The following is a 26195-nucleotide window of genomic DNA, read 5'->3' as shown; positions in this document are numbered from 1 at the left end:
TCCGGATTCAGGCGTTCGCCGGCCCCGTGCCGTACATGGCGCGGCGGGCGAAGAAGTTCCACACGTAGACGACCCCGGTCGCGATGACCTTCGACGCGATGTAGACGAGTCCCACGAGGTCGGTGAACACCCACATGAGCACCTCGACGAGGCCGAGGCCGACCAGGCCGATGCCGGCGAAGATCAGGAAGCGCAGCCAGGGCGACCGGATGCGCGGGGAGTGGAACACGTAGCGCTCGCTGAGCAGGTACGTCACGATGAGCCCGGCGACGAACCCCACGGCCGCGCCGATGAGGTAGTCCACGTGCAGTCCCGACGTGAGGAGCACGAGCAGGCCGAAGTCGACCACGAGGCCGATGAGGGCGACGCCGAAATAGGAGACCAGCTGGCGGACGAAGCCGCGCAGGCGCGATCCTCTGGGCTCGATCGGGCTGCTCTCGACGGGGCCGCGTGCGGCGTCGGCTGGGTCGGTCACGAGCCTCCACGCTACACGGAGCGGCGCCCGCGCCCGTCAGCGCGTGAGCAGCGCATCGCAGCGCACTGCGCCGAAGTAGGCCGCGAGGTCGCGGCCGTCCGGGTACGCCGAGCGGTCCAGCCCGAGGCAGTACCCCGCGGGCTGCTGGGTGCCCAGCTCCGCCTGCGCCGGGTCGAAGCCGAAGTAGTCCGCGAGTCCGCCGAGCACCCAGCCGATCTGCTGGTCAGCCGGCAGGTAGTTGATCTCCGACGCCTCCGTCGACGCGAGCAGCAGGGGGGCGGGCTCCACGCGCACGGGCTCGGTGTGCGCCGCGACCTGCGCTCGCAGTGCCGCCGACCGGGCGTCGACGAGGCCGGCGCGCTCCGCGGTCGCCTGCACGACGCTCGACAGCGGCACCACGAGGAGGACCGCGGATGCGGCGACGACGAGACCGACGACGGCCGCCGCTCGCCGCGCGACCACGCTCGCGCCCCGCGGACGTGCCACGAGGAGCGGGATCCGGGCCGCGAGCGCCGTGAGCGCGCCCGCCGCGACGAGGGCGATGCCGATGTCGAACAGCAGGTAGGAGAGCGTCATCGCGCGGTACGGGCTGGACTGCACCGTGATGTACAGCGTCACGCACGTCAGCACGGACGGCACGATCGCGAGCCCCAGGCCCGCGACGACCGCCCTGACCGGATGCGCTCGCAGCGCATCCCGGGCGAACGCGTGCAGAGCGACCACGATGACGAGCACCGGCAGGATGCGCCAGCTGCCGAGGGTGGTCAGCTGGATGCGCAGCGCGTCCCCGGCGCCGGCCAGCACGGCGTTCACGCTGTTCTCGGGGAAGATCTGATCCTGGATCGAGAGCCGCGACTGCGTCCCCGGCATGAGGTAGACCGCGATCAGCCCCGCCGCTCCCAGAACGCCCACGGTCAGGCTCGCGACGACGTCGACGGCGCGGCGCGTCACGAGCCCGATGAGGAACATGACCCCCGCGCCGGCGAGCACGATGATCCCCGTGGACTCGGCGAAGCCCTGGGTCACGATCGTGAGCACCCCGAGCACGATCAGCGGCACGACGCGGACCCGCGTGCGCGCCGTCGCCCAGAGATAGGCCGCGACCAGCCAGGCGGTCGCGGCCATCGAGGCGAGGAAGATCGCGACCGCGTTGAACCAGACCAGTCCGTCGTAGACGCTGGGCACGGCGGCGAGCGCCGTGCTGAACACGATCGCGAGCGCGGCGCCCTGCTTGAGCCGCGCGGGCAGCGCGACCGCGTCGACGCGCGCGAGCACCTGCGCCGCGCAGAGCGCCAGCCCGACGACGAGGGCGCCGAGCAGCAGCGCCGGCAGCACCTGGGCCGCGTGCGCGCCGAACACCCGCAACGACACGGCCATGAGCGCGCCGTTCGAATACCGGCCGGTCACGCCCGTGAGGAACCAGGTGATGAAACCGGCGACGCCGCGGTCATCGCTCGCGGCGAGCCAGGTGTAGTCGTCGCCGATCGGGCGGGCGAGCAGCTGGGTGACGACGATCGCGCTGAGCGGCACGACCGCGGCGACGACGAGCACGATCGAGACCCACCGCCCGAGCACGAGGCCCTGTCGATGCGCGTCGCGCGCACGCCGGTCGCCGCTCATCGGTGCACCAGCTCGTCGATCGCCCGGCCGAGGTACGGCGCGAGGCTCGCGGAGAAGAACCGGCTGAGGTGGTTCTGATCGGCGAACACCGGGATGCCGCCCACGACCGAGTGGCACCGTCTCGACCCGCAGATGAACTCGTTCGGGTCGAACGACGCGATGTCCGGGTCGTGGGCGGCGGCGGCCGCCACGAGCATCGGGTCGGGCGTGAGCGCGATCGAGGTCTTCTGCGTGCACGGGTCGTCGGCGCCCTCCGTCGCGATGCACGTCGGAATGTCGCCGAGCTGCATGTGGGGCACGTCCCCGATCACGAACACCTTCTTCCCGGCGGCCGTCCACTCCCGCCACGCCGCCGCGTAGGCGTCCGAGGTGTCGTAGGAGATCAGGCCGCCCGCGTCGTCGAACCGGGCGTACTCGCGGGCGATGCTCGACGTGACCACGACGTCGATGTCGCTGCGCGAGGCGATCTCGGGCACGATCGCGTCGTTCCAGGCGCGGCAGCTCGCGCCGAGGGTCCAGTCCCAGGCGGCGGCGACGTCGTCGCTCAGCAGCGTCGGACAGGACGACTTGACGTACATCACGACGTGCCAGCGATTGGCCATCGCCAGCCGGTCGAGGGCGGCGACGTAGTGACCCGCGTGCGAGTCGCCGGTGAGGGCGATGGTGAGCGACGCATCCGCCGCGTCCACGCCGAAGTCGCACGTGAGCACCGTGGACACGGTCGGCTCCTGCTGGCAGGTGCTGCCGTTCTGCACGGGATTGCCCTGGTTCACGGCCGTCAGCAGCGGGGCATCCGGGTAGCGGAGCGTGTAGCGATCGGCGCAGTCCGCGCCCGGGGCGCGGGCGGCGGCGGCGAAGCACGGCGGTGCATCGTCGACGGCGGCGGCGAGCTGCGTCTCGACGTCCGCGAGGCGCACGTCCACGGATCGGTATCCCGTCGCGCACGCCGAGACGACGAGCGCCATGCCCACGACCATCGCGACGTAGGTGCGCCAGGAGCGTCCGCGCACGAGCACCGACCAGCGCCGGGCCGGATCCTCGACGAACCGCTTCTGCAGCGCGGCGACGACGATCGCGCCGGCGAGGATTCCGAGCTTCCAGCGCCAGCCGAGCGGGTGGTGCAGCACGTGGGGGAGCGCGATGATCGGCAGCCAGTGCCACAGGTACAGGCTGTACGAGATGTCGCCGAGGAACTGCACGGGGCGAAGCGACGCGAGCCGGGTCGGAGCGAGGGCGCCACGCGGCGAGCCGCCGAGGATCACGAGCGCGGTCGCGACCACCGGGAGCGCGGCGGCGGCCCCCGGGAACGGGGTCTGCTCGGTGATGAGCACGAGGCTCGCGGCGAGGCCGAGCCAGCCCGCCCAGGAGATGACCGCGGCGGGGATGCGGGGGAGCCGTGCCTTCGCGGCCAGGGCGGCCAGCAGCGCGCCGGCGCCGAACTCCCACGCGCGGGTGAGCGTCGAGAAGTACGCCGCGGACGGGGTCGTCCCGGTCAGCCGGACGGAGTAGGCGAACGAGGCGACGACGACGATCGCGATGACGATCGCGGTTCCCACCACGAGGCCGCGGGGTCGCCGTCGCGCCGAGACGACGGCGCCGATCAGGAGCAGGAACGGCCAGACGAGGTAGAACTGCTCCTCGACCGAGAGGGACCAGTAGTGCGTGACGGGCGACGGCGACTGCGCCGAGGTGAAGTAGTCCGTGGCGGTGGCGATCAGCTGCCAGTTCTGCAGGTAGAGCGCGCTCGCGCCGATCTGCGGGAACACGGCCTGCCACTCGGTGACCGGGATGACGACCGCCGTCGTCAGCGCCGAGACGAGGAGCACGAGGAGCGCCGCCGGGAGCAGGCGGCGCGCCCGGCGCGCCCAGAACGCCCCCAGCCGGATCCGTCCGGTGCGCGCGATCTCGCCGAGGAGGTGATTCGAGATGAGGAATCCCGAGATGACGAAGAAGACGTCGACGCCCACGAATCCGCCCCCGAGCCGCTCCGGCCAGAGGTGGTTGAGCACGACGGCGACGACGGCGAACGCGCGGAGAGCCTGGATCTCGGGCCGGAAGGGCGAGCGCGGCACCGCCGGGGAATCGAGCGAGCCGCTCGGTCGATTCGGGTCGCTCATACTGCCTTTCCGAGGGGGCGCTGGACCGGCTCGGACGGGGCGGAACCCGGTTCACGGCGGCGCTCAGTAGTATATGAGCGGCCTCCGGGCCGTACGTCCACGGCGAATCCGCGCCCGTTCAGCCCGGGCACGTCACGTGGTCGAACTGGGCCTGGGCGTGGCAGTAGTTGACCGTCAGGAACGACTGCAGCGCGCCGGACGGCGCGAGCTCGCGATACGACGCGTCGGCGATCGACAGTCGCGCGCCCGGGATCACCCCGCTCGCGCCGGCCACTCCGACCGGGGCGGTCTGGTGCGGCATGAGGACCACCGGGAAGCTCGCCCGCTTCTCGTAGTTCGGCAACGAGACGGGGTAGGTCAGGCCGGTGCCGGTGAACGCGATCGTGTAGCGCGGGACGCGCGCGAGGGCGGGGACCGGCGTGCTCGCGGTGTAGTCGACGGTGAGGAAGTAGACCTTCACCTGGTCCGTGTCGTTCGGAGGCAGGGCGAACGAGTCGGCGCCGTCGGCCGTCGGAGCGACCGGCAGCTCGGTCGAGTCGGCCGACACCGAGTCGGGCTGAGGGTCGCGCTGCCAGATGATGTGCGAGCCGTCGTCGGCGATCGGCTGGTAGTCGCGGAAGACCTCCTCGTAGAACCGCGGCCACTTCGACCAGAGCCACTCCTCGTACCAGAAGTACGCCGGGCTGACCGTGACGACGTAGTCGGGGGCGTCGTCGATGAACGCCTGCTCGTAGGCCGCGCGGCGATCGGCGCCGACCGCGTGGATGATGTAGTCCTCGCCGCCGGGCGGGGCGCCGAGCAGCCCGCGGCTGCTCTCGTAGAGGCTCGTGTACGTGGACCAGATGCTCGATCCGGGCGGCACGACGGCGTTCAGCGTGTCGATGGCGTAGCGCCAGCCGGTGCCGCTGATCTCGTAGTCCGTCTCCCCCGGGGCCGCGACCGCGGCCTGGAACGAGTGCACGATCTTGATCGCGTCGACGCGTTCCGCCCGCGGCGGGACGGACACGGCGACGAGCGCGATGGCCGCGAGGGCGGCGGCCGGCACGAGCACCCGCCGCTCGATCGTCCTCGTTCGCGGGCGACGCGCCGGCTCGGCGTCGCGCGGGGCGGACGCGCCCGCGCGGGGCGTGGGCGCCGGGCGGTGCCCGGTGAGGACGGCGGTGACCAGGACCGCGATCGCCACGCCGGCGACGCGGCCGAGCGGGGCCATCTGATCGTCGAGGTTGATGTACCCGACCATGCTGCCGAGCACGGCGCACCCGTACAGGAACAGCATGCCGATGCCGAACGCGATGGCCGCGCTGACGCGACGGAGCACGAGCGCCAGCGCCAGCAGGGCCAGCCCGAGCAGCCCCGCCGTCCAGTAGGCCGGGACGATGCCCCAGGTGAACGTGGGCCCGCCGCGCAGCGACCACCACAGCGCGTCCCAGGTGAGGGAGATGTTGGGTGCGGCGCCGAACACCCAGCCCTGGTCCTGCGGCACGTCGATGAGCGCGTACGACAGCGCCGCGGGAGCGTGGCCGAGGGTGAGGATGCTCGACACGGCGAACACCGACGCGGCGATGGCCGCGGCGTCGACGCCCGTCGCGAGCAGCGAGCGGAGCAGCCGCCGGGTGCGCCAGAGCTCCGTGACGAGCCGGAACACGATCACGGCACCCGCCGTGGCCACGCCCTGCTCGGTGCCCGTGGACACGGCGAGCCCGACGCCCGCCCACACGAGGACGCGCGAGGCGTCCCAGCGTCCGATGGGCAGCTCGCGCCCGCGGCGCGGGCGCCAGATGAACGCCGCGGCGACGAGCAGCGGCATGGTCGTGCGCACCCCGAGGAGGGAGTTGCTCGGGTCGACCATCCGGTCGAGGATGAGCGCGGCCGCGGTCGCGAGCGCGGTGCCGATGACGGCCCGCCGCCAGCCGCGGAACACGCTCAGCATGAGCGTGAGCGTCGCGACCAGGAACAGGACGGGGCTCGTGAGCCATCGCGACATCTCGGACGCGAAGATGTTCTCGCCGAAGAGCGCGAAGAGCGGGAAGTGGATCTCGAGCACGCCGACGCCGTGGAAGAACGGGAAGTCCGCTCCGGGGATCTCGCCCGCCGCCATCCGGCGCAGGGGGTTGTACAGCTGCAGCGGGCCGTCCGCGGCGTAGCCCGAGAAGTCGACCGAGTTGCCGACCGCGAGGATCACCGCCTCGACGAGCACCGCGACCAGATAGAGCGCGCCCGCGATCGCGCTGACGGTGAGCAGGATGCGGGACCGCGTGCCGAACAGCGTGCCGAACAGCGTGCCCGTGCGTGCCTCACGGCGCGGTCGGCTGGTCTTCTCGGCGCTGCTCATCGGGTGCGAATTCCTCGTGGACGGGACCGCTCTGCGCCGCCGGGCTCGTGGTGGCGGTGCGCGGGCGGACGCGAAGACCGCTCGACCACGCTAAACCACGCGCGAGTGGCCGCCGCTCATCCGCGCCGTCCCGTCCCCGGGCCGGCGCCCGATACAGTATGAGTCGGCCTCGCCGCGTCGACGCCGACGGACCTGGGAGCTAGACCAACAGACATGAACACCACACCGAAGCGCGCGCTCATCACCGGCATCACCGGCCAGGACGGCAGCTATCTCGCGGAGCTGCTGCTCGCCAAGGGCTACGAGGTGCACGGTCTCATCCGCCGGTCGTCGAGCTTCAACACGATGCGCATCGATCACCTCTACCGCGACTCGCACGACCCCGAGCTCAAGCTGCACCTGCACTTCGGCGAGCTCACCGACAGCTCCCGGCTCGTGACCCTGCTCGCGGAGATCCAGCCCGACGAGGTCTACAACCTGGCGGCGCAGTCGCACGTGCGGGTGAGCTTCGACGAGCCCGAGTACACCGGCGACACGACCGGGCTCGGCACGGTGCGCCTGCTCGAGGCGATCCGCTCGGCGAACGTCGCCTGCCGGTTCTACCAGGCCAGCAGCTCGGAGATGTTCGGCGCGAGCCCGCCGCCGCAGAACGAGGACACCCCGTTCTACCCGCGGTCGCCGTACGGGGTCGCGAAGGTGTACTCGTACTGGATCACCAAGAACTACCGCGAGGCCTACGGCATGTTCGCGAGCAACGGCATCCTGTTCAACCACGAGAGCCCGCGCCGCGGCGGCACCTTCGTCACGCGCAAGATCACGCGCGCCGTGGCGCGGATCGCGGCGGGCGAGCAGGACGCGCTGTACATGGGCAATCTCGACGCCGTGCGCGACTGGGGCTACGCCCCCGAGTACGTCGAGGGGATGTGGCGGATGCTGCAGGCCGACGAGCCGACCGATTTCGTGCTCGCCACCAACACCGCGTACACCGTCAAGGACTTCCTGCGCTTCTCGTTCGAGCACGCCGGCCTGGACTGGGAGAAGTACGTGCGCTTCGACGAGCGCTACCTGCGGCCGACCGAGGTCGACTCGCTCATCGGCGATCCCGCGAAGGCGCACGACGTGCTGGGCTGGAGGCCCGGCGTGCTCACGCCGCAGCTCGCCCGGATCATGGTCGACGCGGACGTGGAGGCGCTCAAGGTGGAGCACGGCCACTTCGTCGACCAGGTCGTCAGCGCCGACTGACGTGCGCGTCCTCCTCACGGGTGCCGGCGGCATGCTCGGCACGGCGATCGCCGGCTCCTGGGCGGAGCGTGCCGGCGGGCACGAGCTCGTGCCGGTGACCCGCGACCGCGTCGACCTCCGCGACCCCGCGGCGGTGCGCGCCCTGCTCGAGGCCGAGCGGCCCGACGTCGTGATCCACGCGGCCGCGCGCGTCGGCGGTATCGCCGACAAGCTCGACCATCCCGCGAGCTACCTGCTCGACAACGTCGCCATCGACTCGGCCGTCATCGGCGGATCGATCGCGACGGGGGTGCCGCGCCTGCTCTACGTGAGCAGCGCCGCCGGCTATCCCGAGGACGCCGCCCAGCCGATCGGCGAGGACGCCCTGCTCACCGGGCCGCTCGAGCCCGCCAACGAGCCGTACGGGCTCGCGAAGCTCCTCGGCGCGCGGCTGACCGCGTTCGCGTCCCGCGAGCACGGACTCGCCTATCGCACCGTCGTCCCGTCGAACCTCTACGGGCCCGGCGAGTCCTACGGCGAGCGCAGCGCGCACCTCATCGCCTCGGCGCTGCGCAAGGTGCACGCCGCGCATGTGGCGGGCGCGGCATCCGTCGAGGTCTGGGGCGACGGCACCGCGCGCCGCGAGTTCACCTTCTCCCGTGATCTCGCGGACTGGCTGGTCGCGAGCCTCGGCGACCTCGACGACTGGCCCGCGAGCCTCAACGTCGGCGCCGGCGACGACCGGACGGTGCGCGAGTACTACGAGATCGCGAGCGCGATCGTCGGGTACACGGGGGGGCTCGCCTTCGACCCGGGCAAGCCCGCCGGCGTGCCGCGCCGGCTGCTGGACTCGAGCGCCGCGCGCGCACTCGGCTGGCACCCGCGCACGTCGATCGAGGCGGGCATGCGGGTCACCTACGCGAGATACCTGGACACGATCACGGAGGCATCATGACGGCAATCGAGGACGGGCTGCCCCTGGCGACCTCGACGTGGGACGAGGCGGAGTACGCGGCGCTGCAGGAGGTCATCGCGTCCGGGCGCTTCACCATGGGCCCCCGGGTCAAGCGCTTCGAGGAGGAGTTCGCCGCCGCCTTCGGCGCCCGGTACGGCGTCATGGTCAACTCGGGGTCGAGCGCGAACCTCATCGCGGTCGCGGCCGCCGTGCTCGATCCCGCGATCGACCTGAACCCCGGCGACGAGGTCATCGTGCCGGCCGTCTCCTGGGCGACGACGTACTACCCGCTGCAGCAGTACGGGCTGGTCCTCACGTTCGTCGACGTCGACGTCGACACGCTCAACCTCGACCTCGACCTCGTCGAGGCGGCCATCGGGCCGCGCACCAAGGGCGTGTTCGCCGTCAATCTGCTCGGCAACCCGATCGACTACGCGCGGCTCGGCCGGCTCGTCGACGAGCACGGACTCGTGCTGCTCGAGGACAACTGCGAGTCCCTCGGCGCGCGGTTCGAGGGCCGGTACACGGGCACCTTCGGGCTCGCGGGCACGTTCAGCGCGTTCTTCTCGCACCACATCTCGACGATGGAGGGCGGCGTCATCCTCACCGATGACGAGCGCACCGCGCAGTATCTGACCTCGTTGCGCGCTCACGGCTGGACGCGCGAGCTGCCGACCCGGAACGCCGTGCACGACAAGTCGGAGGAACCGTTCGACGACCTGTTCCGGTTCGTGCTGCCCGGCTACAACGTGCGCCCGCTGGAGATGTCGGGCGCCCTCGGCATCGAGCAGCTCAAGAAGGTGCCGTCGATCGTCGCCGGACGCCGGGAGAACGCCGCCTACTTCGTGGAGCGGTTCGGCGACCACGACGCGGTGCGCATCCAGCGCGAGACGGGCGAGAGCAGCTGGTTCGGCTTCTCGTTCGTGCTCGAGGGGGCGCTCGCCGGGCGTCGCCGCGAGCTCGTGCGCGCGCTCACCGAGGCGGGCATCGAGAGCCGCCCGATCGTCGCGGGCAACTTCACGAAGAACCCCGTGATGGACCGCCTCGACGCGATCGTGCCCGACGCGCTGCCCGCGGCCGACCGGATCGACCGGGACGGGCTCTTCGTGGGCAACCACCACTTCCCGGTGCCCGGCGCGATCGACCGGCTCTACGAGGTCGTCGGCTCCGTCGTCTGAGCGGGCCCCGGCCCCGGCCTCGACCGCGGGTCAGGCGTCCGGGGCGGAGGTGATCGCGGGCTCGCGCCGGATGACGCGGACGACGCGCTGCCGCCAGAACGCGACGCCGCGGCCCGGGCCGACGTTGTGCAGCCTCATCGCCCACCGCTCGAGACCGTGCCAGCTGATCACGGCGCAGCCGAACGCGCCGAGCAGGCAGAGCAGCGCGTACGGCCAGTAGCCGAGCTGGTGGACGCCGAGCGCGGCGAGGCACTGCTGCACGGGCCAGCCCCACAGGTAGAGGCCGTAGGAGTAGTCGTTCTTCCGGCCGACCGCGCGCAGCGGACGCGGGAGCCGCGCCGCCAGGTACAGCACGACGTAGGCGAACGGGAAGAACCCGTACGTCGTGAACCCGCCCGTGACGAGGCTCGCGAAGGCCACGAGAGCCGCGACGACGCCGATGCGGTCGTCGAAGGGGATGCGGTCGGCCCACGCCGCGGCGCACGCGCCCGCGAAGAACACGAGCGCGAAGGTGAGCCGCGAGGGGTCGCCGAACAGCGGCACGATGACGCCGGCCGCGCCCGGTGCGGTCTGATCGGCGATCTTGAGGATGAGCAGTCCGAGCGTGACGGCGGGCACGACGACGCGTGACCAGCGCAGGGCCCCCGCGAGCACGAGCGCGCCGATCATCAGGTAGCAGAACCACTCGTGGGTGAGCGTCCAGAGCGCGCCGTTGATGACGCTGCCGTGGCCGGTGACGCCGAACGGCGTCTGGGCGAACACGTCGTACACGCCCCACTGCTGGATGGTGAGGGTCCAGTTGTTCAGGAGGTAGGCGACCGGGCCGCCCTCCTTCGTGCTGAAGTAGTTGCTCAGGTGGTGGTGGCCCTGCAGCCGCCACGCGATCGGGCCGAGCACGAAGGCGCCGATCGTGAGCACGAGGAGGAACGCGGGGAAGATCCGCAGCACGCGTCGCCACAGGAACTGGACGATGTCCGCCCGGATGCCGCTCTTCGTGATCAGGTAGCCGCTGATCGCGAAGAACCCGTAGACCGCGAGACCGCCGAGCGAGGTCTGCCCCTGGAACTCCTGGTTGAAGAGCGTGTATCCCCAGCCGCCGAGGGTCCAGGAGTGGTCGAAGATGACCGCCGCAGCGAGGGCCAGCCGGATGATGCCCAGCGCGTTGTCGTGACCGTTGAGGGCCTGGCTGAGGCTCGCGCGCACTGCCGCTCCGTTCTCGCCGCCCGGTGCGGAGACCGTCGACCAGTATAGTTATGAGTCGCCTTCAGCCCGTCGGCGCCGACGGGCGCCGGCCCCCGAGACCCGTGGAGTCCACCCGCATCATGGCGCGCATTCTCGTCAACCTCCTCTCGTACACCGGCACGAAGGGGGGCATGGAGACCTACACGCGCGAGCTCTACCGCGAGGTCGGCGCACGCGACACGGGGCACGAGTTCGTCGGCTTCGCCAGCACGGAGTTCATGACGCGGGACCACGGCTGGTTCCCCGGCGAGGTGCACGACTCCGGGATCAGCGGGGAGAACCGCTGGGCGTGGGCGTTCGGCGAGATGTTCGCCGTGACGCGGGGCGCGAAGCGCCACGGCGCCGATCTCGTGCACTCGCCGCTGACCCTCGGGCCGTGGCGTACGCCGATCCCGGCGGTGTACACGATGCACGACATGCTCTACTTCCGTGCCCCGGACCTCATGGCCGTGCCGTTCTACACGAAGCCCGTGCAGTGGCTCGAGAAGCGGATGGCGCCGAACGCCGCCCTCATCCTCACGGACAGCGTGGCCTCGAAGGAGGACATCGAGCTGTTCCTCGGACAGCCCGCCGACCGCATCCGCGTCGTCCCGCTCGCCGGCACGCCGCCGTTCAGCGCGCCCGCGGAGCCGCCGGCGCGCGAGCCCGGCCTGCTGCTCGCGGTCGGAAACCGGCTGCCCCACAAGAACTTCGAGGGAATCGTGCGCGCGCTCGCGCTCATCCCCGAGTCGAGCCGTCCGCGCCTCATCGTCACCGGCAGCCGGGGCGACGATCCGATCCGTCCCGTGGTCGACGAGCTCGAGCTGAACGACTGGGTCGAGCTCAAGAGCTGGGTCGACGACGACGAGCTCGAATGGCTCTACCTGCACGCGACCGCGCTCATCGACGCGTGCTTCGTCAACGGATTCTGCCTGCCGGCGCTCGAGGCGATGCTCGTGGGGCTGCCCGTGCTGATGTCCGACATCCCGGTGTACCACGAGGTGGGCGGCGACGCGGTCGGCTACTTCGACCCGACGGACCACCGCTCGATGGCCGCGACCATGACGCGCGCCGTGAGCGACCCGGCCTGGGTGGCCGAGCTCTCCCGCCGCGGCCGCGAGCAGGCCGCGCGGTTCAGCTGGGCGAAGGTCGCCGACGAGACGCTGCAGGCCTTCGACGACGCCCTCGTGCTCGGACCGCGGCGCGGGCGTCGCCGCTGAGGCCGCGTCAGCCGAGGCCGTGCGCCGTGAGGATGCGGACGCCGTTGCGATCGCCGGCGCGCAGCGCTCGTGGCACGAGCATGAGCGCGTGCAGGCGCGAGCTCGCGTGCCGCGCGGCCGCACGGCTCGCGCGTCGCCAGCCGAGGGCGCGGAACCGCGAGCGCTCGCGGTCGAAGAGCTCGCGCTCCTGACGGAAGCGCGACCCGTCGACGGCGGCCGAGCTCGAGAGGCTCGCCGCGTGGCGCCGGTACTGGAACACGGTGCGGTCGTCGAGCACGAACTCGTCGCCCCCCGCGATGATGTCGAGGAGCATGCCAAGGTCCTGCACGATCGTCAGGTCCGGGTCGAAGCCGTAGCGGCGCAGCAGGTCGACGCGCCACACCAGGGACGGGAAATAGGTCCAGTTGCCGCGCAGCAGGCTCGTCGCGATGCCCTCGCCGCGGTAGGAGCGGGTGCCGTGACCGCGCGGCATGAGCAGGCGCTTCATCCGGTCGGCGGGCGGCAGGTAGACGACGCCGTCCTCGTCGATGACCTGCGCCCCGGGCTGGATGACGCCCGCGTCCGGGTGATCGGCGATGAGCCGGTCGACGGTCTCGAGGTAGTCGGGGAGCATGACGTCGTCGCAGCCCATGATGACGGCGCGGTCGGCGGACATCAGCGAGACGCACTTGAGGTAGTTGCGGCTCGTGCCGAGGTTCTCGCTGTTGCGGAGGTAGGTGATGCGGTCGTCTCCGAGCCCCTGCACCCAGCGTCCCGGCTCGAGGTCGGGGTAGACGTCGTCGACGACCGTCAGCCGCCAGTCGGTGCGGGTCTGAGCGCGCACGCTCTCGACGGCCTCGCGGAAGTGGTCGAACCTGCCCCAGAACGGGAGCATGATGTCGATCGTCATCGGGTGTCGCGGTCCTGCCTCGTCAGACCGGCGGCGGCGATCGCCGATCCGTCCCAGCCTACTACGATGGCTCCCCGTGGATGAGGGCGGCTCGACCTCGGGACGGGGTGTGCGCTGGGGCGGCGCTGCCTCGGGCATCCTCGTCGCGACCGTCGTGTCCGGCGGCGCGGGCTATCTCGTCACGGCGCTCGCCGCGCGCGTGCTCAGCGTCGCCGAGTACGCCCAGTTCGCGGTGTTCTGGTCCGTGCTCTACGCGGTCGTCGGCGGACTCGGCGGCGTGCAGCAGGAGGTGACGCGGGCGAGCGCGGTGCGCGCCGCCACGCCCCGGACGCGGCCGATCGCGCCGTTCGCGATCGCGATGGCGCTCCTGGTCGGCGCGGTCGTCGGGCTCGGGATGCTCATCGGCGCGCCGGCGCTCTTCGGCGAGCGCGCCGGGGCGTTCGCCGTCCCCGTCGTGGTCGGCGCGACGGCGTACGTGCTCGTGGCCACGGTGAGCGGGGCGCTCTACGGCGCGCAGCGCTGGCGGCTCATCGCGGTGCTGATCGCCGCGGACGGTCTCGCGCGCCTCGCGGTCGTCGTCGTGCTGCTCCTCCTCGGCGCGCCGGCCGCGACGTGGGCGTGGGCGGTCGTCGTGCCGTTCCCGCTCGTGCTCGTCGCCGTCGCCCGCCCGGTGCGGCGGGCGCTCGCCGGCCGTGTGTTCCTCGACGCGCCGTACCCGGCCATCGCGCGCGGCGCCGGCGCGGCCGTGTGCGGCGCGGCGGCGACGGGCCTGCTCGTGAGCGGACTGCCGTTCCTGGTGCGCGCGAGCTCGCCGGAGCTTGCTCCCGCCGCGCTCGCGCCGCTCCTGCTCGCGCTCACGCTCGTGCGCGCTCCGCTCGTGGTGCCGTTCCTCGCGGTGCACAGTCTGCTCATCACCCGGTTCCGGGGCGTCACGCGCGGGCTCGCCCGCACGGTCGCGGGGGCGTGCGCCGTCGTCATCGCGCTGTGCGCCGTGCTCGGCCTGCTCGCGTCGCTCGTCGGTCCCTGGCTGCTCACGACCGTGTTCGGGCCGACGTTCCGGCTGGACGCGCCGCTGCTGTTCGCGCTCGTCGCGACGGCCGGGCTCGTCGGCGCGCTCGTCGTGACCGGTTCGGTCGTGCTCGCGCGGGCGCAGCACCTTGGATACGCGCTCGGCTGGGTCGTCGCGGCGATCACGACGGTCGCCGTGCTGCTCACGCCGATCGCGCTCGACGCGCGCCTCGCGCTCGCGCTCGCCGCCGGGCCCGTCGCGGGCCTCCTCGTGCACGTCGGCTCCCTCGCGGTCGGCGCTCGGCGTCGGACGCTATCGTCGGATCGGTCCGAGTCCGAGAAGGGGAACGAGCGATGATCGGTGCACCGCTGTACGACGAGGACTTCGACCCCGGCGAGTACCGCCTGCGGTACGCCGACCTCAACGGCTGGTCGGATGCGGGGCTCGCGCTGCACTGGATCGACTCGGGCCGGGCGGAGGGCCGGGTCGGTCGCCTGTCGGACGAGGAGCGCGCGGCGCTCGTGCCCTCGCGCTTCATCGCCTCGGAGTACCGCGCGCGCTATCCGGAGCTGCCCGTCGCCGACGACGCGCAGGCCGTCGAGCACTTCCTCGCGTACGGCCGCGCCGAGGGCCGGCGCGGCCGGCTGCAGGCGACGCAGCTCGACTATCCGACGACGCATCGCCGCGGGGACCGGCCCTCCGTGCTCCTGGTCGTCCACGAGGCGACGCGCACGGGCGTGCCCATCCTCACCTGGAACGTCGCGCGCTCGCTGTCCGCGACGCACGACGTCGTCGTGCTGCTCATGAGCCGGGGCGTGCTCGTCGACGCGTTCCGGGAGCTGGCCGCCGACGTCGTCGTGCTCGCCGACGGCATGCCCGACCTGCCGGGCGAGGTGCGCGCGGCGGTCGAGCGCATCCGGCGGGTGTACGAGCCCGCGGTGGCGATCGGGATGTCGGCGGTCGTGTTCGCCGTCGCGGAGGCGATCCTCGACGCCGGGATCCCGCTCGTGCAGTGCTTCCACGAGGCGCCGCCGCCGCCGCACTCGCCGCGCGCCGTCATCGACGCGGTCGGGCGGGTCGCGCGTGAGGCGGACGCCATCGTGTTCTCGGCGGAGCTCGTCCGCTCGCGGTACGTCGAGGCCTACGGGGAGGACATCCTCGCGCGCGCCGCGCTGCTGCGCCAGGGCGCCACCGAGCGTCCCGGCGGCGAGCCGCTGGCGGCGACGGCGCCGGAGGTGCCCGACGGTCCGATCGTGCTCGGGGTCGGGTCGGTCACCGCGCGCAAGGGACCGGAGTTCTTCGTGCAGGCCGCCGCCTACGCGCGGACGCGCGGCATCGCCGCGGACGCCCGCTTCGTGTGGCTCGGCGCGCGCGACCCGGGGACCCCGGTCGAGTTCGAGCTCGCGCTGCGGGACCAGATCGCCGCGAGCGGGCTCGCGGGCGCCGTCGAGCTCGCCGGCGAGGTGCCGGACGTCGACGCGTACTACCGCGCCGCATCCGCCGTGCTGCTGACCTCGCGCTTCGACCCGCTGCCGAACGCCGCGCTCGACGCCTTCGCCGCCGACGTGCCCGTGGTGTGCTTCGCCGGCGCGAGCGGGGTCGCCGAGATCCTCGCGGCCGACCCGGACACCCGCGGCCTCGTGGTTCCGTACCTCGACACCGACGCCGCCGCGCGACTGCTCGTCGAGCTCCTCGACGACCCGGACGCCGCGCGCGCGGCGGGCCGGGCCGGGCACCGGGTGCTCGAGCGCGACTGCCTCGCCGTCGACGACTACGCGGCCGCGCTCCTGGCCCTGGAGGCCGATGCGCGCGTCGGCCTCCCGCGGATGTGAGGGATTCGTTCACCGTGCATTACGCTCGGTTCCGTCCGCTCTCGATGCCGGACCGATGAACACCCGAATGCGAAGTACCGTTATGACCGTGGCGACGACGAGCGATGGGGAGACCGGCGTGATCGATATCGATCCGTCGCTCGCCGGGCTCGTCTCCCGGCTCGCGCAGCTCGAGCGGGACGCGGTGCACGAGCGACTGCGCCACCGGGACCACGTCATCGGGCTGCAGGCCGAGCTCGTGACCGCTCAGAACGAGCGCGCCGCGGCCGAGCAGCGGTCGTCCCAGCTCGCGGCCGAGGTGCGCCGGCTCCGCGGAGCGGTCAAGGACGCCCGGCGGGCCGCATCCGCCGCCCGCGCCGAGCTGCGCGCGCTGCGCTCGAGCCGCACGTGGCGCGTCGGCCGTCTCGTGCTCGCCCCGCTCCGCCTGGGGCGACGGTGACGGCCGAAGGACGGTCCCCGCTCTTCTCCGTCATCACGCCGGTCTACGACCCGCCGCTCGATGTGTTCCGTGAGACCGCCACGTCGCTCATCGAGCAGTCGTTCACGGACTGGGAGTGGGTGCTCGTCGACGACGCGTCGCCGGTGGGCACCGTGCGGGAGGAGCTCGTCGCCCTCGCCGCCCGCGATCCCCGGATCCGCGTGCGCACGCGGTCGAGCAACGGCGGCATCGTCGCGGCGTCGAACGACGCGCTCGACGAGGCGACCGGCGAGTTCGCGGTGCTGCTCGACCACGACGACGAGCTGACCCCGGGAGCGCTCGAGGCCGTCGCCGCGGCGCTCGCGGCCGATCCGGCCATCGACTACCTGTACAGCGACGAGGCCGTCGTGGAGGACGGCATCGTCCGCGGCGAGTTCCGCAAGCCCGACTGGTCGCCCGAGCGGCTGCGCCACCAGATGTACACGTCGCACCTCTCCGTGCTGCGCCTCGACCTCGTGCGCGAGGTCGGCGGGTTCCACCCGGACGCGGTGGGAGCCCAGGACCACGACCTCGTGCTCCGGGTCACCGAGCGCGCCCGCGCCATCCGTCACCTCCCCGAGGTGCTCTACCACTGGCGGGTCGTCCCGGGATCGACGGCCGACGGACGGGACGCCGACGCGAAGCCGTACGCCTGGGATGCGGGTGCCCGCGCCGTGACCGCGTCGCTGGAACGGGTCGGGATCGACGCCGTCGTCGCCAAGGGCCCGTCGCGCGGCTACTACCGGCTGCTGCGCCCGAGTCCGCACGGTGCGAGCGTGAGCGTGATCATCCCGACCATGGGCTCGCGGGGCCTCGTGCGCGGCGACCCGCGCTATTTCGTCGTCGAGATGGTGCGCTCGCTCGTCGAGCGCTCGAGCGGACTCGACGTGGAGTACGTCGTCGTGTACGACCCGCCCACGCCGCCGCGTGTGCTCGACGAGCTGCGCGCGATCGCCGGCGCAGCGCTCACCCTCGTGCCGTTCACCGAGCGGTTCAACTTCAGCGAGAAGTGCAACGCCGGGTTCGTGGCGTCCCGCGGCGACTACGTCGTCTTCCTCAACGACGACATGGAGGCGATCTCGGACGACCCGCTCGGCCAGCTCGTCGCCCCGCTCGCGGAGGAGTCGGTCGGGATGACCGGCGCGCGGCTGCTGTTCGAGAGCACGCGGCACCAGCACGCGGGGATCGTCTACGGCAGCGGCACGATCTACCCCGCCTACTACCGCACGGCGATGGACCACCCCGGCGCCTTCGGCGACCTGTGGGTCAATCGCGAGGTGTCGGCGCTCACCGGCGCGTGCATGGCGCTCCGTCGCGCGACGTTCGAGGAGGCCGGCGGATTCAGTGAGGCTTTCCCGTTGAACTACAATGACATCGACCTGTGCATGAAGGTCCGCTCGCAGGGGCGACGTCTCGTGTGGCTGCAGAACGTCATCCTGTTCCACTTCGAGTCGATCTCGCGCGAGACGGCGGTGTCGCCCGACGAGATCCGTCTCGTCCAATCGCGCTGGGGGTCGATGCGCCCGCGCGACGTGTACGGGCTCACCCCGTAGCAGCCACCGTCTCCCGCCCCCGGAAATCTCGAAGGGTCCACCTCGCCATGCCCGACTCACTCGGCACCGTTCTCGTCACCGGCGGTGCGGGCTTCATCGGCTCGACCCTGTCGCACGCGCTCGCGCCGCGCAGCGAGCGCTGGGTCGTCGTCGACTCGCTGCTCCCGCAGGTGCACGGGACGGGCGGCGAGCGGCCCGCCGCGCTGCACCCCGCCGCCGAGCTCGTCGTGGCGGACGTCACCGATCGGACGGCGCTCGACGCCGTCGTCGCGGATGTGCGCCCCGAGGTGATCGTGCACCTCGCCGCCGAGACGGGCACCGCCCAGTCGCTCGACGAGAGCAGCCGGCACGCGCTCGTCAACGTCGTCGGCACGACCCAGCTGCTCGACGCGCTCACCGCGGCGGATCACGTGCCCGACCTGTTCGTGCTCGCGAGCAGCCGCGCGGTGTACGGCGAGGGCGTCTGGCGCCACGCCGACGGACGAGAGTTCCAGCCCGGGCTGCGCACCCACGCGCAGCTGGAGCGCGGCGAGTGGGACCACCCCGGCAGCGTCCACCTCGCGAACTCGGCGACGACGACGCCCGCCGCACCGATCAACGTCTACGGCGCGACGAAGCTCGCCCAGGAGCACCTGCTCGGCGCGTGGGCCGGGTCGCGCGACTCGCACGTCTCGGTGCTCCGCCTGCAGAACGTCTACGGGCCGGGACAGTCGCTCACGAACCCGTACACCGGCATCGTGTCGCTGTTCTCCCAGCTCGCCCGGGCCGGCCGCAGCATCCCGGTGTACGAGGACGGGGCGATCACGCGCGACTTCGTCTACATCGACGACGTCGTGTCCGCCCTCGCCGAGGTCGTCTCCGAGCGCGTGCGCCTGCCTCGCCCGGTCGACATCGGCACCGGCGTGCGGACCACCATCCTGGACGTGGCGCGCGCGATCGCCGAGTACCACGGCGCGCCCGCGCCGCGGATCACGGGGGCGTTCCGCGACGGTGACGTGCGGCACGCGGCGTGCGACATCACGGCGACCGAGGAGCTCCTGACCTGGCGTCCGCGGTGGGACCTGCCCAGCGGCGTCGCGGCACTGCAGACCTGGATCGCCGACGAGCTCGACGCCGGGGCGGAGGGACTCGAATGACCGACCTCGGAACGATCCCGCAGCGCGCGGCGAGCGACGGCGAGCCGCTCGAGCTCTCGATCGTGATGCCCTGTCTCAACGAGGCCGAGACGCTCGCGGTCTGCATCGAGAAGGCGCAGTCCTACCTCGCGACGTCGGGGATCGCGGGCGAGGTCATCGTCGCCGACAACGGGAGCACGGACGGATCGCAGGCGATCGCCGAGTCGCTCGGCGCGCGCGTCGTGCCCGTCGCGCGCAAGGGCTATGGAAGCGCGCTCCTCGGCGGCATCGCCGCCGCCCGCGGCCGATTCGTCATCATGGGCGACGCGGACGACAGCTACGACTTCCTGCACCTCGACCCGTTCGTCGAGGCGCTGCGCAGCGGCTCGACCCTCGTCATGGGCAACCGCTTCCGGGGCGGGATCGAGCCCGGCGCCATGCCGTTCCTGCACAAATACCTCGGCAACCCCGTGCTGTCGTGGATCGGTCGGCTGTTCTTCCGCATCCCGGTGCGCGACTTCCACTGCGGGCTGCGCGGCTTCGATCGCCAGGCGGCGCTCGACCTCGGGCTCGTCACGACGGGCATGGAGTTCGCGAGCGAGATGGTCGTGCGGTTCTCGCTCGCGGGACAGCCGATGACCGAGGTGCCCACCCGGCTCGCCAAGGACGGCCGCAGTCGCCCCCCGCACCTGCGCACGTGGACCGACGGATGGCGCCACCTCCGCTTCCTGCTCATGTTCAGCCCGACCTGGCTGTTCCTGCTGCCCGGGTTCGTCGCCGCCGTCATCGGCCTGCTCGGCACCCTGCTCATCGCGGTCGGACCGCTCGAGCTCGGCGCGGTCACGCTCGACGTGTCGAGCCTGGTCTACTTCTCCGGGCTCACGGTCGTCGGCTACCAGGCGGGCCTGTTCGCGTTCCTCTCGAAGCTCTACGCGGCGCACGAGGGGTTCCTGCCACCGAGCCGGCGGTTCAGCCCGTGGCTCGCGCGGTTCACCGTCGAGCGCGGGGTGCTCGTCGGCCTCGCCCTGTTCGTGATCGGCGTGGGGATCGGCATCGCCCAGGTCGCCGACTGGGCGCGGCACGACTTCGGCGCGCTCGACGCGAGCGAGACGATCCGTCTCGCGGTGCCGGCGGCGCTCGCCCTCATGATGGGCGTCCAGACGATCATGGCGAGCATGTACGCCGGCCTGTTCTCGATCGCCATCCGCGCGAGCGACGCCGAGGCCGACGAATGACGCCGACGGCGGCTCGACTCGACGACCCGGTGCAGCCGGACGTGTCGGTGCGGCGCTTCCTGCTCACCGCCCTGCTGGCGTTCGTCTGCGTGCTGCTGCCCGTGCTCGCGTTCGCGGTGACGACGCCGCTGTTCGCGCAGCCCGACGAGCCGCAGCACTACGTCAAGAGCTACGCGGTGGTCACCGGCCAGGCGGATGCGACATCCGTCACGATCCCGCGCTGGCTCGCGGACGCCTCGGCCCAGACCTGCTTCGCGTTCGACGGCAACCTCACGGCGTCGTGCCAGCGGCTGCCGAAGCGGATCGACGAGAGCGCGGTCGAGACGACGAGCATGTACGCGGGCTACGACCCGGTGTACTACGCGATCGTCGGCTGGCCGCTCGTTCTGCTCAAGGGCATCCCCGCGCTGTACGCCGTGCGCATCGCGAGCGCCGTCGTGTCCGCCGCGCTGCTCGCGCTCGCGTTCAGCGTCACGCGGCACGCGACGCGCTCCGTGTGGGCCACGATCGGCTTCGTGGTCACCCTGGCGCCGCAGACGCTCTTCCTGCTCGGGGGCGTGAACCCGAACAACGCGGAGATCGCGGCGGCGGCGCTGCTCTGGACGGCGCTCGCGGCCACGTTCGCCTCGGCGCGCGACGGCCGGCCCGGCGGCCGCGCGCTGTACCTCGTCCTCGCGACCGCGGCGCTCGCCATCCTGCTGCCGCTGCGCATCTTCTCGCCGCTGTGGGGACTGCTCATCGTCGTCGCGTCGTTGCTCGCGGCCCGCTGGGGCTGGTCGGACCTGGTGCGCTTCTTCCGCGGCCTGCGCCCGCTCGTGTGCGTGGCCGTCATCGCGGCGTCGGCGGGGTACGCGGTGTGGTGGATCGTGAGCCACCCGGGCGCGACCGGCGCGACCGTGCCGATCACCTGGGACGGGAGCGTCTACCAGACGCTGCGCGGCATCCTGCTCGACTTCCCCGCGTCCGCGCTCCTGCAGAGCTTCGGATCCCTCGGCTGGCTCGACACGCCGATCACCTGGGCGCCGTTCGTGTTCGTCGCGCTGTGGGTCGTGCTCGGGGCGCTCGTGGTGCGGGAGGTCCGCTCGGCGCGCCGCCGCTGGACGATCGTGGCGGTCGGCGTGCTGAGCGTCGTCCTGCCGTCCGCGTTCGAGGGGATCTTCTGGGGCGGCGTCGGCTGGCAGGGGCGCTACACGCTGCCGTTCCTGATCGGCGTGCCGCTCCTGGCCGGATTCGCGCTCGACGCCGACCGGGTGTCCGCGGGCCGGCGCGGCCGGCGCGGCCTGATCTGGATGCCGGCAGCCGTCGTCGCCACCGCGGTGCTCGCGCTCGTCGTCAACTACCACCGCTACGCCGCCGGGTACGACGCGCCCTGGGGCTCCGCGGCGGACGTGTGGCACGGGCCGCTGCCGTTCGCGGTGTGCGCGCTCGGTGCGCTCGTCGGGCTCGTCGGCCTCTCGGCGCTCGCGCTCGGGCGACCGGCCCCGATCGGCGGCCCGATCCCGCCGCACGCCGAGCACGTCCCGGGCGGCGGCCGGTAACCTGGCGGACAGCGCGGGAGAGGGGCGGATCGATGGCACCGCGGGTCCTGGATCTGGCGCGGGGGAGCGTCCGGGTCGAGCCCGGATCGCATCCGCTGCCGGTCGGCGCCGATCGCGTCGCCGTCGTGACGCACTACGCGCCCACCGGCCGGCTGTCGCGCTCCGTGGTCGCGCTGTGCGATGAGCTCCTGGCGGCCGGATACCGCGTCGTGCTCAGCTCCGCGTGCGACGACCCGGGCGACCTGGACTGGGGCGACCACGGGCTCCCGGCCGGCGTCGCGATCGTGCGCAAGCCGAACGTCGGCTACGACTTCGGGAGCGTCGCGGTCGCACTCGACGTGTTCCCCGAGATCGCGGCGGCGGACAGCGTGCTCGTGGTCAACGACAGCAACATCGGGCCGTTCGGCTCGCTCGCGCCGCTCATCGCCGACTTCGAGGGATCGACGACGGATGCCTGGGGCGCGACGTCGAGCACGCAGCACGGCTACCACCTGCAGAGCTTCTTCCTCGGCTTCCGGGGCGCTGTGCTCGCCTCCGACGAGATGCGCGCGTTCTGGAGCGGCATCGAGCACCTCGACGACAAGCGCGAGATCATCGGCCGGTACGAGGTCGGGCTGTCGCGCGTGCTGCAGGACGCCGGCCGCGTGCTCGGCTCGGCGTTCTCGGCGGCACGCTTCGGCGCGGCGTCGACGGCGAACCTCTCCCTCGAGTACTGGCTCGAGATGCTCCTCGCGGACTACCCGTTCGTGAAACGCGAGCTCGTGCGCCGCCCGGGCGTCGTCCCGACGGCCGCGCAGGTGCCCGCGGTCGTGCGGCGCCTGTACGCTCAGGACGTGCGGGAGTGGATGTGACCTCCGCCGAGGTCGCTCGGCTGCGGGCGGAGTTGCTCGCGGCGGGGGTCGAGCTGTCCCGCGATCGCGCCGAGCTCGACCGGGTGCGCACCGAGCTCCGGATCGCCCAGGACGAGTCCCGCCGTCTGAACGAGCAGCTGGCCGCCGTGCGCGAACGGGATGCCGCGCGCCCCCGGGCCGCGCTCTTCGCCCGCCGCCGCCGGGCGGACGGGCGCGAGGGTCGAGGGTGAGCGGGCCGCTCCTCGTCGTCCACGGCGTGCCGCCCGAGCTCGCGGGCGGCTACGGCGACGTCGCGCGCGCCGCCGGTGCCGAGCTCGCCATCACCGGCCCCGACGATCGTGACCGCGGCGGCTGGCTCGCGCTCGCGGCGCTCGCGCGGGACGCCGGTCTCGTGGACCGGCCGCTCGTCGTCCGGCACGTCCACGACGGCCCGGCCGCCGTCGAACGGCTCCGCTCCTTCCTCGGCGGGGGAGCGGAGTCCCTGGCCGCGCGGGTGCTCGGCGACCTCGACCTCGCGGGCGTGTACGCGGCCCGGCGCGGCCCGGCGCCCGGTCGAGCGGAGCGCGCCGCGGCGCGGGAGCTGCTGCGCCGCAGCGGCGCCTGGCAGCGCATCGAGGAGACCGGGGCGGCGTTCGGCACGTGCGCCGTGCGCGGGCCCATCCTCGCCGCGATCGCCCTGCTGCGGCTCGGCCCCGAGGACACGGATGCCCTGGCCGGCGGTGCGATCGAGCTCGCGTTCGCGGCCCTCATCGCGCAGTCCGGGCTCGGCCTCCTCGACATCGGAGCCGTCGAGGAGCGCCCGTCCGCCGTGCCCGTCCGTGACCGGGCGCGCACCTGGTGGGTGCTGCATCCGGGTCCGATCGGGGACGATCGGCTCGCCGTCGACGAGCTCGCGGTGGGCGCCTTCGTCGTGCCGTGCACGTGGGGCGACGACGGGTTCGACGTCGACGCGGCGCGGCGCGCGCGCGAGGTCGGCGCGCCGGTCGTGCCCTGGCTCCGGCTCGAGCCGGCGGTGGCGCAGCGCAGCGCCCTCGACGGGCTCGACGCGACGACGCGGGCGCGGATCGCCGCGGACGTGGGCGCGTGGCGCGACAGCGTCGCGCCGGGCGCCGGGGGCCGGCGCGCGCTCGTCGTCGACGACACCCTCGCGCTGCTCGGGGGCGCGGAGCTCGTGACGGCGCTGCGGACGGCGCTGGAGTCCGCGTGGATCGCCGTGACCGAATCGCCGCTCACCGTCCGGGCCGACGAGATCGTCGCCGTCGCGGGGGCCGACGCCGTGCTCGACGTGCCGCCCACGGCGTGGGACCGGCGGCACCGGGTCTACCGGGGCGACGACGTGCCCGACGACCGCTCGATCCGCGTCGTCGACCTGTCCGCGCTCGGCGACGTCGACCCGGCCGCCGCGCGTGCCCAGGCCGGCGATCCCGTCGTGCCCGGGGTGCTGCTCGGCTGGCACGACGACCGGGAGCGCGCACGGCACTGGAACCCGCTGCGCGTGCGCGCGATGGCGGAGCGCTCGGTGCGGGCCGTCGCCGCGCGGGAGGACGACGAGCGCACGGTCGTGGTCTCGTCGTGGAACGGCGCCGACGGGTCCGGGCTGCGCTCCAGCCCGCACGAGCCGCTGCTGCGCGGCCTGCTGCGCGACGCGCTCGGGCGCTGGGCGGAGGACGCCGTCCCGGCGGCGGACGGCGGCCGAGATGCGCGCTGACCTGAGCGTCTGGGCCCCCGACGGCCTCCCGGAGATCGAGCCGGGGTTCGACCTCGGCGAGGTGATCGGCGACGCCCTCGCCGCCGAGCACGGCGAGCACCGCCTCGAGAACGGCGATATCGTCGTCGTCACGAGCAAGGTCGTGAGCAAGGCCGAGGGCCGCGTCGTCCGCGCCGCCGACCGGGAGCAGGCCATCACCGACGAGACCGTGCGCGTGGTCGCGACCCGGGGCGCGACGCGCATCGTCGAGAACCGGCTCGGCATCGTCGCGGCGGCGGCGGGCGTCGACGCCTCCAACACGCCCGAGGGCACCGTGCTGCTGCTGCCCGTCGATCCGGACGCGAGCGCCGCGGCGCTGCGGGCCGCGCTCGAGGCGCGGTTCGGCATCCGTCTCGGCGTCATCGTCACGGACACGCTCGGCCGGGCCTGGCGCGAGGGGCAGACGGATGCCGCGATCGGCGCGAGCGGCGTGCGCGTGCTCGACGACCTGCGCGGCACGACGGATGCCGCCGGCCGCACGCTGGACGTGACCGCGCCCGCGGTCGGCGACGAGATCGCCGCGGCCGCGGACCTCGTGAAGGGCAAGAGCGCGCAGCGGCCGGTCGCCGTGGTGCGGGGCCTCGCCCGGCTGCTCGACGCCGCGGCGCCCGGCGCGCGCAGCCTGCCGCGCACGGGCCCGACGGACATGTTCCGGCTCGGCACCGACGAGGCGCTCGCCGAGGGTGTCGAGCAGGGCCGTGCCGCGGGGTGGGCGGAGGGCTACGCCGCGGGACTCGAGGCGGGGCGGGCGTCGCGTGGCTGACGAGCGCGACGCGCCGGGCGGGGCTGCGCCGGGCCGGGCCGGGCCCGGCGAGCGACCCGCACCCGAGCCGCGCCCCGTCGACCGCGCCACCGCGCGCCGCCGGATCGAGGCGGATGCCGTGGCCCGGTTCAAGGCGCGGCCCGCGGACACCGGCATCCGCCGCACCGGACGCGCGCTCGAGGCGCACGAGCCCGCGCCGACGACGGAGTGGATCGTCGTGGTGCCGGTCAAGGGCACGACGGGCGCCAAGTCGCGGTTCGGCGGCGATCCCGCGCGGCGGGAGGCGCTCGCCGCGGCCGTCGCGCTCGACACGCTCGACGCCGTGAGCCGCACGGAGGGCGTCGTCGCGGTGCTCGTCGTGACGAGCCCGGAGGGTGCGGCGGCGCTCGACGACTCCGACGCGCTCGTGCTCGTCGAGGACGAGCCCGCGGGGCTCGGTGCCGCCGTCGAGCTCGGCGTCGAGACGGCGGCCGCGATGGGCGCGCCCGGGCGCGGCATCGCCGTGCTGCTCGGCGACCTGCCCGCGCTGCGGCCCGGGGAGCTCGCGGCGGCCCTCGCGGCGGCCCGCGAGCACGATCGCGCGTTCGTGCCGGACGCGTCCGGGACCGGCACGAGCCTCATCACCGCGGCCGACGGTGTCGCGCACGCGGCGGCGTTCGGGGCGGGCTCCGCCGCGGCGCACGCGGCGGCCGGGTACTCCCCGCTCGAGGTCGATCCCGGGTCGGGGCTGCGTCGCGACGTCGACGACCGCGCCGCGCTCGACGCGATCGCCGGCCGGGTCGGGCCGCGCACCGCCGATTGGCTCGACACGGGTGATTCCGAGGGAAAATCGAGCAACCCCCTGGCAGACTCGAACGCGTGACGGAC

The 26195-nt window shown here is 73.3% G+C and carries 22 protein-coding genes; 16 read left to right on the top strand and 6 right to left on the bottom strand.

Annotation, left to right across the window (positions count from 1 at the left end):
- Nucleotides 1-7: 7 nt before the first annotated feature.
- The 4 genes from QT381_RS08095 to QT381_RS08080 form a co-directional block, all read right to left on the bottom strand.
- Nucleotides 8-475, bottom strand: coding sequence for a GtrA family protein (locus QT381_RS08095; protein WP_289248376.1), 468 nt, complete (start codon nt 473-475; stop codon nt 8-10).
- A gap of 36 nt (nt 476-511) precedes the next feature.
- Nucleotides 512-2095, bottom strand: a complete 1584-nt coding sequence (locus tag QT381_RS08090) for a hypothetical protein (RefSeq protein ID WP_289248375.1) — start codon at nt 2093-2095, stop codon at nt 512-514.
- Nucleotides 2092-4212: an acyltransferase family protein gene (locus QT381_RS08085; RefSeq protein WP_289248374.1), complete on the bottom strand. Its 2121-nt coding sequence runs from the start codon at nt 4210-4212 to the stop codon at nt 2092-2094. The genes QT381_RS08090 and QT381_RS08085 overlap by 4 nt, the downstream gene beginning before the upstream one ends.
- A 118-nt stretch (nt 4213-4330) precedes the next feature.
- A complete protein-coding gene (locus QT381_RS08080) occupies nt 4331-6544 on the bottom strand; it encodes a hypothetical protein (RefSeq protein WP_289248373.1) in 2214 nt (737 codons plus the stop codon).
- 213 nt (nt 6545-6757) lie between these two features.
- Here QT381_RS08080 and gmd point away from each other — a divergent pair, with 213 nt between their 5' ends.
- Genes gmd through QT381_RS08065 form a run of 3 tightly spaced genes read left to right on the top strand, consistent with a single transcriptional unit; the run spans nt 6758 to nt 9898 of the window.
- On the top strand, nt 6758-7786 hold the full coding sequence (gene gmd / locus QT381_RS08075) for a GDP-mannose 4,6-dehydratase (RefSeq protein ID WP_289248372.1): 1029 nt from the start codon (nt 6758-6760) through the stop codon (nt 7784-7786).
- 1 nt (nt 7787) lies between these two features.
- Nucleotides 7788-8720 carry an NAD-dependent epimerase/dehydratase family protein gene (locus QT381_RS08070; protein ID WP_289248371.1) on the top strand — a complete coding sequence of 311 codons (933 nt, stop codon included), beginning with the start codon at nt 7788-7790 and terminating at the stop codon, nt 8718-8720.
- On the top strand, nt 8717-9898 hold the full coding sequence (locus QT381_RS08065) for a DegT/DnrJ/EryC1/StrS family aminotransferase (RefSeq protein WP_289248370.1): 1182 nt from the start codon (nt 8717-8719) through the stop codon (nt 9896-9898). The genes QT381_RS08070 and QT381_RS08065 overlap by 4 nt, the downstream gene beginning before the upstream one ends.
- 30 nt (nt 9899-9928) lie before the next feature.
- Here QT381_RS08065 and QT381_RS08060 read toward each other — a convergent pair whose 3' ends face one another.
- Complete coding sequence (locus QT381_RS08060) at nt 9929-11101, bottom strand: acyltransferase family protein (RefSeq protein WP_289248369.1); 1173 nt, start codon at nt 11099-11101, stop codon at nt 9929-9931.
- A 119-nt stretch (nt 11102-11220) separates the two neighbouring features.
- On the opposite strand from QT381_RS08060, the gene QT381_RS08055 reads away from it, so the two are divergent.
- Entirely contained in the window at nt 11221-12339 is a 1119-nt protein-coding gene (locus QT381_RS08055) for a glycosyltransferase family 4 protein (protein ID WP_289248368.1), read from the top strand.
- 7 nt (nt 12340-12346) lie between these two features.
- Here the strand turns inward: QT381_RS08055 and QT381_RS08050 are convergent, their stop codons facing one another.
- A complete protein-coding gene (locus QT381_RS08050; protein ID WP_289248367.1) occupies nt 12347-13228 on the bottom strand; it encodes a glycosyltransferase family 2 protein in 882 nt (293 codons plus the stop codon).
- 76 nt (nt 13229-13304) lie between these two features.
- On the opposite strand from QT381_RS08050, the gene QT381_RS08045 reads away from it, so the two are divergent.
- The 12 genes from QT381_RS08045 (at nt 13305) to cofC (ending at nt 26190) form a co-directional block, all read left to right on the top strand.
- A complete protein-coding gene (locus tag QT381_RS08045) occupies nt 13305-14594 on the top strand; it encodes a hypothetical protein (protein WP_289248366.1) in 1290 nt (429 codons plus the stop codon).
- Nucleotides 14591-16069 carry a glycosyltransferase gene (locus QT381_RS08040; RefSeq protein ID WP_289248365.1) on the top strand — a complete coding sequence of 493 codons (1479 nt, stop codon included), beginning with the start codon at nt 14591-14593 and terminating at the stop codon, nt 16067-16069. Before QT381_RS08045 ends, QT381_RS08040 begins: the two co-directional genes overlap by 4 nt.
- A gap of 88 nt (nt 16070-16157) precedes the next feature.
- Nucleotides 16158-16508, top strand: a complete 351-nt coding sequence (locus QT381_RS08035) for a hypothetical protein (protein WP_289248364.1) — start codon at nt 16158-16160, stop codon at nt 16506-16508.
- Nucleotides 16505-18079, top strand: coding sequence for a glycosyltransferase family 2 protein (locus tag QT381_RS08030; RefSeq protein ID WP_289248362.1), 1575 nt, complete (start codon nt 16505-16507; stop codon nt 18077-18079). Before QT381_RS08035 ends, QT381_RS08030 begins: the two co-directional genes overlap by 4 nt.
- 47 nt (nt 18080-18126) lie before the next feature.
- A complete protein-coding gene (locus QT381_RS08025; protein ID WP_289248361.1) occupies nt 18127-19215 on the top strand; it encodes an NAD-dependent epimerase/dehydratase family protein in 1089 nt (362 codons plus the stop codon).
- Nucleotides 19212-20429 (top strand): glycosyltransferase family 2 protein, encoded by a 1218-nt coding sequence (locus QT381_RS08020; RefSeq protein WP_289248360.1) that lies wholly within the window; start codon nt 19212-19214, stop codon nt 20427-20429. Before QT381_RS08025 ends, QT381_RS08020 begins: the two co-directional genes overlap by 4 nt.
- Nucleotides 20426-21967, top strand: coding sequence for a DUF2142 domain-containing protein (locus tag QT381_RS08015; RefSeq protein WP_289248359.1), 1542 nt, complete (start codon nt 20426-20428; stop codon nt 21965-21967). Before QT381_RS08020 ends, QT381_RS08015 begins: the two co-directional genes overlap by 4 nt.
- A gap of 32 nt (nt 21968-21999) precedes the next feature.
- Nucleotides 22000-22818 carry a rhamnan synthesis F family protein gene (locus QT381_RS08010; protein ID WP_289248358.1) on the top strand — a complete coding sequence of 273 codons (819 nt, stop codon included), beginning with the start codon at nt 22000-22002 and terminating at the stop codon, nt 22816-22818.
- Complete coding sequence (locus QT381_RS08005; protein ID WP_289248357.1) at nt 22809-23048, top strand: hypothetical protein; 240 nt, start codon at nt 22809-22811, stop codon at nt 23046-23048. The genes QT381_RS08010 and QT381_RS08005 overlap by 10 nt, the downstream gene beginning before the upstream one ends.
- Complete coding sequence (locus tag QT381_RS08000) at nt 23045-24526, top strand: hypothetical protein (RefSeq protein ID WP_289248356.1); 1482 nt, start codon at nt 23045-23047, stop codon at nt 24524-24526. The genes QT381_RS08005 and QT381_RS08000 overlap by 4 nt, the downstream gene beginning before the upstream one ends.
- On the top strand, nt 24516-25328 hold the full coding sequence (locus tag QT381_RS07995; RefSeq protein ID WP_289248355.1) for a coenzyme F420-0:L-glutamate ligase: 813 nt from the start codon (nt 24516-24518) through the stop codon (nt 25326-25328). The genes QT381_RS08000 and QT381_RS07995 overlap by 11 nt, the downstream gene beginning before the upstream one ends.
- Complete coding sequence (gene cofC / locus QT381_RS07990) at nt 25321-26190, top strand: 2-phospho-L-lactate guanylyltransferase (RefSeq protein WP_289248354.1); 870 nt, start codon at nt 25321-25323, stop codon at nt 26188-26190. The genes QT381_RS07995 and cofC overlap by 8 nt, the downstream gene beginning before the upstream one ends.
- Nucleotides 26191-26195: the final 5 nt, after the last annotated feature.

This window comes from Galbitalea sp. SE-J8, assembly GCF_030345695.1.
Taxonomy (GTDB): Bacteria; Actinomycetota; Actinomycetes; order Actinomycetales; family Microbacteriaceae; genus JAUASV01.
This window is presented reverse-complemented; position numbering and strand designations above follow the sequence as displayed.